At 63.3% G+C, this 6,070-nt stretch carries 6 protein-coding genes; 2 read left to right on the top strand and 4 right to left on the bottom strand.

The window, feature by feature from the left end; genetic code table 11:
- Positions 1–92: 92 nt before the first annotated feature.
- From nadB to AC1DWI_RS11465, 3 genes are all read right to left on the bottom strand, one after another.
- Positions 93–1,703, bottom strand: coding sequence for an L-aspartate oxidase (gene nadB / locus AC1DWI_RS11455; protein ID WP_477724861.1), 1,611 nt, complete (start codon positions 1,701–1,703; stop codon positions 93–95).
- A gap of 171 nt (positions 1,704–1,874) precedes the next feature.
- Positions 1,875–2,756, bottom strand: coding sequence for a segregation and condensation protein A (locus tag AC1DWI_RS11460; RefSeq protein WP_477669787.1), 882 nt, complete (start codon positions 2,754–2,756; stop codon positions 1,875–1,877).
- A gap of 92 nt (positions 2,757–2,848) precedes the next feature.
- Positions 2,849–3,076, bottom strand: coding sequence for a DUF3460 family protein (locus AC1DWI_RS11465; protein ID WP_457279614.1), 228 nt, complete (start codon positions 3,074–3,076; stop codon positions 2,849–2,851).
- Between the two features lie 135 nt (positions 3,077–3,211).
- On the opposite strand from AC1DWI_RS11465, the gene bamE reads away from it, so the two are divergent.
- Together bamE and AC1DWI_RS11475 are read left to right on the top strand one after the other, a co-directional pair.
- Positions 3,212–3,739, top strand: coding sequence for an outer membrane protein assembly factor BamE domain-containing protein (gene bamE / locus AC1DWI_RS11470; protein WP_477670206.1), 528 nt, complete (start codon positions 3,212–3,214; stop codon positions 3,737–3,739).
- The gene (locus AC1DWI_RS11475) at positions 3,739–4,353 is read left to right on the top strand and encodes a hypothetical protein (protein WP_477669786.1); all 615 of its coding nucleotides are present in this window, start codon (positions 3,739–3,741) and stop codon (positions 4,351–4,353) included. Before bamE ends, AC1DWI_RS11475 begins: the two co-directional genes overlap by 1 nt.
- Before the next feature lie 22 nt (positions 4,354–4,375).
- Here the strand turns inward: AC1DWI_RS11475 and AC1DWI_RS11480 are convergent, their stop codons facing one another.
- The gene (locus tag AC1DWI_RS11480; RefSeq protein WP_477724862.1) at positions 4,376–6,046 is read right to left on the bottom strand and encodes a SulP family inorganic anion transporter; all 1,671 of its coding nucleotides are present in this window, start codon (positions 6,044–6,046) and stop codon (positions 4,376–4,378) included.
- Positions 6,047–6,070: the final 24 nt, after the last annotated feature.

Consider the following 6,070-nt stretch of genomic DNA (forward strand, 5'->3'; position numbering starts at 1 on the left):
GGCCAGGTTGCTGGAGTATTCAACGATCAGGTGAGGCATGTGGGTTCTGAATAAAAAGTGGCAAGAAACGGATAAAGAGGATTCGGGAAAGATTAACTTCCGGGCGGTACCAGCACGGTAGGAATGGCCTGTTCAGCGGTGCCTGGGAAGTCGCGGCTGAAATGCAGGCCGCGGCTTTCGTGCCGGCCGTGCGCCGAGCGGACGATCAGATCCGCCACCTGCACCAGGTTGCGCAGCTCCAGCAAGTCGCGTGTGACGCGAAAGTTGGCATAGAACTCCTGGATCTCCGCGTTGAGCAGGGCGATGCGGTGCGCCGCACGCTCGAGCCGCTTGGTGGTGCGCACGATGCCCACGTAGTTCCACATGAAGCGGCGCAGCTCGTCCCAGTTGTGCGAGATCACCACGGCCTCGTCGGCATCGGTGACCTGGCTTTCGTCCCAGGCGGGCAGGGCGGGGACTTCGGCGGGTGCCAGGGATTCGATGGCGTGGGCCGTGGCGCGCGCCAGCACCACGCACTCCACCAGTGAATTGCTCGCCAGGCGATTGGCGCCGTGCAGGCCGGTGCAGGCGGTTTCGCCAACCGCATAGAGGCCCGCCACATCGGTGCGTCCGGCCAGGTCGGTCACCACGCCGCCGCAGGTGTAGTGCGCGGCCGGCACCACCGGGATGGGCTGGCGCGTGATGTCAATGCCGAGCTCAAGGCAGCGMTTGAGGATGTTGGGGAAGTGCTCCTGCAAAAAGGCCGGGCTCTGGTGCGAGATGTCCAGGTAGACACAGTCGAGGCCGTGCTTTTTCATTTCAAAGTCGATGGCGCGGGCCACCACGTCGCGCGGCGCGAGCTCGGCGCGGGCGTCATGCGCGGGCATGAAGCGCCCGCCCCCGGCTGAGGGCGGCAGCAGCAGCTTGCCGCCTTCGCCGCGCACGGCTTCCGTGATCAAAAACGATTTGGCGTCGGGGTGGTAGAGGCAGGTCGGGTGGAACTGGATGAATTCCATGTTGCCCACGCGGCAGCCCGCGCGCCAGGCCGCGGCAATGCCGTCGCCGGTGGCGGTGTCGGGGTTGGTGGAATAGAGATACACCTTGCCCGCGCCGCCGGTGGCCAGGATCGTGTGGCCGGCGCTGAAGGTCAGCACCTCGCCGCTGGCGGTGTCGAGCACATAGGCACCATGGCAGCGGTTACCGGGTTGTTTCAGATGCCGGTCGGTGATGACGTCGACCAGCATGTGGTGCTCATAGAGCGTGATGCCGGGCGTCTTGCGGACCTGTTCCATCAGCGTGCGCTGCACGGCAGCGCCGGTGGCGTCGGCCGCATGCACGATGCGGCGCTGGCTGTGGCCGCCCTCGCGGGTCAGGTGCAGCTCGCCGGGGTGGCCGGCGTCTTCGGAAAAGGCCACGCCCAGCGCACGCAGCCAGGTAATGGCTTCGGGCGCACCTTCGACCACAGCGCGCGTGGCGGGCAGGTCGCAGAGGCCCGCACCTGCGACCAGCGTGTCGCTCACATGCTGCTCCAGCGTGTCACCTTCGGCCAGCACGGCAGCCATGCCGCCCTGTGCCCAGCCGCTGGCCCCGTCGCCAAGCGCACGTTTGGTCACCACCGCCACGCGCCGGCCAGGTGCCAGCAGCAGCGCGGCAGACAGGCCCGCCAGGCCACTGCCGATGATGAGGACGTCGAAGTTGTGTGAACCCAGGCTCTCAGCGGTCATGGAAACTCATTCATCGTTGAAATGAAATCAGGTCCTGGCGGAGTGGACTATCCAGCCAAGCAGGAGCCGCGGGACTGGCTTTGCCAGACCGCAGGCGGAGCGGCCCCTCGGGGGCAGGGAGCTACACGCAGTGAGCGACCGTGGGGCTCCATTGAACCGTGGGGGCAATATTTAGGCTGGGGTGTAAGCCAGCCGCACATAGATGGGTGCGAAAGCCTCGGCCTGCGTGACTTCCAGCAGGCCTTCCTTGGAGAGCTCCAGCAGCGCGATAAAGGTCACCACCAGCACCGGCATGCCGCGCGTGGCGTCGAACAGGTCTTCAAATTCGAGGAACTTTCGGCCCTGCAGCTTGCGCAGCACGATGCTCATGTGCTCGCGCACCGAGAGTTCTTCTCTGGAGATGACGTGGTGCTGCACCAGGCGGGCGCGTTTGACAATGTCGCGCCAGGCGTCCTGCAGGTCCACGATGTGCACATCGGGAAAGCGCGGCTGCAGTGATTGCTCGACATACACCTGCGCGCGCAGGAAATCCCGGCCGAACTGCGGCACTTCGTTGAGCTTGTGGGCGGCCAGCTTGATCTGCTCGTACTCGAGCAGGCGACGCACCAGCTCGGCGCGCGGGTCTTCCGGCTCCTGGCCTTCCGCCACCTTCTTGGGCGGCAGCAGCATGCGCGACTTGATCTCAATCAGCATGGCCGCCATCAGCAGGTATTCGGCCGCCAGTTCCAGGTTGGTGCTGCGGATTTCGTCGACATAAGTGAGGTACTGGCGCGTGACCGCCGCCATCGGGATGTCGAGGATGTTGAAGTTCTGCTTGCGGATCAGGTACAGCAGCAAGTCCAGCGGTCCTTCAAACGCCTCCAGGAAGACCTGCAGCGCATCCGGCGGGATGTACAGGTCGTGCGGCATGGCAAACAGCGGCTCGCCATAGAGGCGCGCCAGCGCCACCTGGTCGATCACGGCGGGCATGTCCGGGCTCAGGGTTGCGGACAGCTCCTGCCCGGCGGCCGGCGGCAGCTCCTGGGGGGACGGTGAAAAGGGGGTTTGAGACATGAAAGAGGCCGAAGCGGTGCGCGTTAAAGATTTGCTATGAAAAAGATAGCTGCTTGCGCTCGTCCTGCAAGGGCTGAAAGCCTGTTCGGCCCTTATTTTCCGTTCGGGTGGCTGCTGGTGCCGTACACGTAAGGCTGCTGGGGAACCTTGGCCTCGCCGTATTCCGCCTGCTCGGTGCGGTTCAGGTTCTTGTCCCACAACAGCGCGCGCCCGGCGCGTTGCTCGGCTTCCAGCGTGGGCTTGTTGGCCTTCAGCTGGTCGATGAACTGCGTGGTATCGGAGGTGTAGTCGGAGCGGCGGAAGAAGTTGAGGAGGGACATGGGTCTAAACTGCCTGAATCGTATAGTTGGCTGATTTTACCGGGGTCTGCCTTGCGCTCCTTGTTACCACCTTTCCCACCCTCCTTCGCACCGGCCCGAACGGGCTTTTCAGCACTTTTTTCCGTCAGGACGTTCATCTGTACGGGTCTGCTCTCATTTGTCCTGGGCCTGGTGGCGTGCGACGCGCAGCGCATTGCCGAACTGGAAGAAGGCGTGGCCACGGAAGCCGATGTACGCGCCCGCTTTGGCGAGCCCGAGAAGGTGTGGGAAGCGGCCGACATGGCCGAAACGCCGCAGCCCGGCGCTGCGGCGGCGCCGGGCGCCCGCACCTTCGAATACAACCGCCAGCCGGAGGGCAAGGTCAACTACATGATCACGATAGGTGCAGACGGCAGGATGAGCGCGCTGCGGCAGGTGCTGACACCGCAAAATTTTGCCAAGGTGCAGCCCGGTATGCGCATGGAGCAGGTGCGCAAAATGCTGGGCAAGCCAATGAAGGTCACACCCTATGCGCTGAAACAGGAAACCCACTACGACTGGCGTTACCTGAACCCGCCGTCTGCGGCGCGTATTTTTACCGTGGTGTTTGACCGGGACCTGAAGGTGGTCAGCACGGGTTCGGTGGACGATGAAAGCGCCAATCCTGCGGGTGGGATGCGGTGATGGTGGCTGTCAGCCGCGGTAAATTGGTCGATTACCTGAAGTCTCATCGCTTTTGGTATATCGCGGTCATCTTGACGATGGGCGTGCTTTTTGTCGGAGTTCCCCTGCTGGGATTGCACGGTATGCAGGTGCCAGGTCGAGGACAGGCCAGTGTTTTTGTCGGAACCATCGAGCCCCTGCCGTTAAAGACAGACTTTTTGTCTTGCCGATGGTGTTTACGTCCTCAATTGACCGCTCCAATGGTAGTGAGGCGGGCCGACGGCATTGCGCTGGCGTTTAGTTGCGCTTCACCAAGTCTGACATCCCGCATTACGGCTTGTTTCCCCGGTCAGTCGTCCCATCACGGAAAGTTGGTCAAGGTTTATTGGAGCGAGCAGCCTTCCGGTTATCTTTCGGGTTCTGTGAAAAGGCCGTCGCGGATAGAAGCTGTGGCGGGCGAAGTCCTTTTTTCTGAACAGGACGCACAGGAAAAAATCGCCGCCGAGCGCCGGTCCCATCTTTATTTTTTGGCGTTTCTGGTTGTTCTGGCAGGGCTGTTTTACTATCCGTCGATGGTCTTCCTGGACTGGGTGCAGGTAGCTGAGCGTCGTCGAAGTACGCATGGCGCGGAATAGTGACCGCAGAAGGTTATACAGTCTAGACTCGCTCGATCTTTTCAAGAAATCCTGAGCGTTCCATCACGGCCAGCGGCTGGGCATTGAGCCCCGCCAGCACCAGCCGGCCGCCGCGCAGCACGATGGCCTTGTGCAGCTGCTCCAGCACATCGAGCCCGGAGGTGTCCAGCGATTGCAGCGATTGCACGTCCAGCCGCACCACCAGGCCTTTGGGCGCGCTTTCCACCACGTTCAGGATGGGGTCGAGCTTGGCGACGGCGCCAAAAAACAGCGAGCCGTACAGCTGGAAGCTGGCGCCGTCGGCGCTGCGTGAGACCTCCACCACCTGGAACAGGGTGCTCATGCGTCGTACAAACAGCACGCAGGCCAGGATCAKGCCGACCTGCAGGGCGACCGTCAGGTCAAAAACTACGGTCAGCAAAAACGTGCCGAGCATGATGAGCCGGTAATGGCTGCTGGCCTGGCGCAGGTGGGCGAATTCGCGCCATTCCCCCATGTTCCAGGCCACATACAGCAGGATGCCCGCCAGCACCGCCAGCGGCACATGGACGGCCAGCGGGGCGGCTACCAGCACCACCACCACTAGCGTGAGGGCATGCACCACGCCCGAGACGGGAGAGGTGGCGCCCGAGCGCACGTTGGTCACCGTGCGGGCAATGGTGCCGGTGGCGGGCATGCCGCCAAAGAACGGCACCACAAAGTTGGCCACGCCCTGGGCCATCAGCTCCTGGTTGGGGTCATGACGCGGCAGGCCGGAAATCTGGTCGGACACGCGGGCGCAGAGCAGCGATTCCACCGCACCCAGCAGTGCAATGGTGATGGTGGGTGCCACCAGCAGCCGCACCGTCTCCCATGAAAAGTCAGGCAGCGCAAAGGAAGGCAGGGCACGGGGTATGCCGCCAAAACGCGTGCCGATGGTTTCCACCGGCAGGCTCAGCAAATAGGCAAACGCGGTAAGCGTCACCAGCGCCACAATCGGCCCCGGCATGCGCGACGCCATGCGCGTGGCCCGCTTGAGCTGCACGCCCTCGACGGCCTGCATCAGCCTGATCAGCCGCGTGGTGAAACCGCCGGCGCTTCGCGTGTGCACGGCAAACAGCTTGGGCCACACAAAGAGGCCGAGCAGGCAGGCCAACCCCAGCCCCAGCGCGTAAGGGTTGAAGCTGTCCAGGTGTTCGCCGATCACACGCAGCTGCGAAAAAAAATCGGCCGGCATCTTGGGCACCACCAGCCCCAGCAGGTCCCTGACCTGCGACAGCACGATCAGCACTGCGATGCCGTTGGTAAAACCCACCACGATGCTCACCGGCACGTAACGCACCAGCGTGCCCATTCTGAAAAAACCCAGCAGAAAGAGCAGCACACCGGCGCAGGCGGTGGAGATCAGCAGGTTGGCCAGGCCGTAGCGTTCAAGAATGCCGTAGACGATGACGATGAAGGCGCCGGCCGGGCCGCCTATCTGCACTGCCGAGCCGCCCAGCGCAGAGATCAATGCGCCGGCGATGATGGCCGTCCAGATGCCGGCCTCGGGCTTGAGGCCGGAAGCGATGGCAAAAGCCATGGCCAGGGGCAAAGCCACAATACCCACCGTGACGCCGGCCCCGGCATCCTTGAAAAAACGCTCGCGGGTGTAGCCGGCAAGCGCTGAAAACAGGCGCGGGCGAAATGGGGCGAGATAGGCCGGTAAATGCATCATGCGGCGGGCGTGGGTCGTGGG

The organism is Polaromonas sp. P3_C2 (assembly GCF_056402675.1).

Excerpts from the sequence above, each read along its gene's own strand:
- AC1DWI_RS11465 (WP_457279614.1), bottom strand. The coding sequence starts at position 3,076 with ATGTCCCTCCTCAACTTCTTCCGCCGCTCCGACTACACCTCCGATACC.
- AC1DWI_RS11460 (WP_477669787.1), bottom strand. The coding sequence starts at position 2,756 with ATGTCTCAAACCCCCTTTTCACCGTCCCCCCAGGAGCTGCCGCCGGCC.
- AC1DWI_RS11475 (WP_477669786.1), top strand. The coding sequence starts at position 3,739 with ATGGTGGCTGTCAGCCGCGGTAAATTGGTCGATTACCTGAAGTCTCAT.